Below are 519 nucleotides of genomic sequence, written 5' to 3'. Positions count from 1 at the left end.
TTGCTGCCAAGGTACACACGGCGCTTGAGGAGAATCCGCTGGGCGGTAACGTCTTCATCTTCCGCGGGCGCCGCGGCGATCTCGTGAAGGTGCTTTGGGCTACTGAGGACGGGCTCTGGCTTCTCGCCAAACGGTTGGAGCGAGGGCGTTTCATCTGGCCACAGGCCGATGGCGGCAAGATCCATCTGACGAGCGCACAGTTGTCGATGTTGCTCGAGGGCATCGACTGGCGACAGCCACGACGCACCGCCGCACTCTCGATGTTGTAAACCGCGAGGAAGGCTCGTAAACTGCGACGCATGTCCGATCAGGCGCCGCTTTCCGATACTGTCGCCGAGCTCCGTGCCATGGTGCTCGCGCAGCAGGCATCGCTGCTTGAGCACCAGGCATCGATTGCGAAGATGGTGGAGGAACTCGCCGCGCGAGATGACGAGATCGAGCGCCTGAAGGCGCAGATCGACAAGCTCAGGCGGATGCACTTCGGGCGCAAGTCCGAGCAACTCGCGAAGCAGATCGACA

Annotated in this window: 2 protein-coding genes; both read left to right on the top strand. The window is 62.0% G+C overall.

Going from position 1 to position 519, the window contains the following annotated elements; genetic code table 11:
* A partial coding sequence (gene tnpB, locus F6X42_RS43100; RefSeq protein ID WP_187639794.1) for an IS66 family insertion sequence element accessory protein TnpB occupies positions 1–269 on the top strand: 269 nt, incomplete at its 5' end.
* A 30-nt stretch (positions 270–299) separates the two neighbouring features.
* A partial coding sequence (locus tag F6X42_RS43095) for an IS66 family transposase (RefSeq protein WP_446686587.1) occupies positions 300–519 on the top strand: 220 nt, incomplete at its 3' end.

The organism is Paraburkholderia podalyriae (assembly GCF_014397785.1).
In the GTDB taxonomy this organism is placed as follows: domain Bacteria; phylum Pseudomonadota; class Gammaproteobacteria; order Burkholderiales; family Burkholderiaceae; genus Paraburkholderia; species Paraburkholderia podalyriae.
Note: the sequence above shows the minus strand (reverse complement) of the source record. Positions and strands in the feature narration are given on the sequence as shown.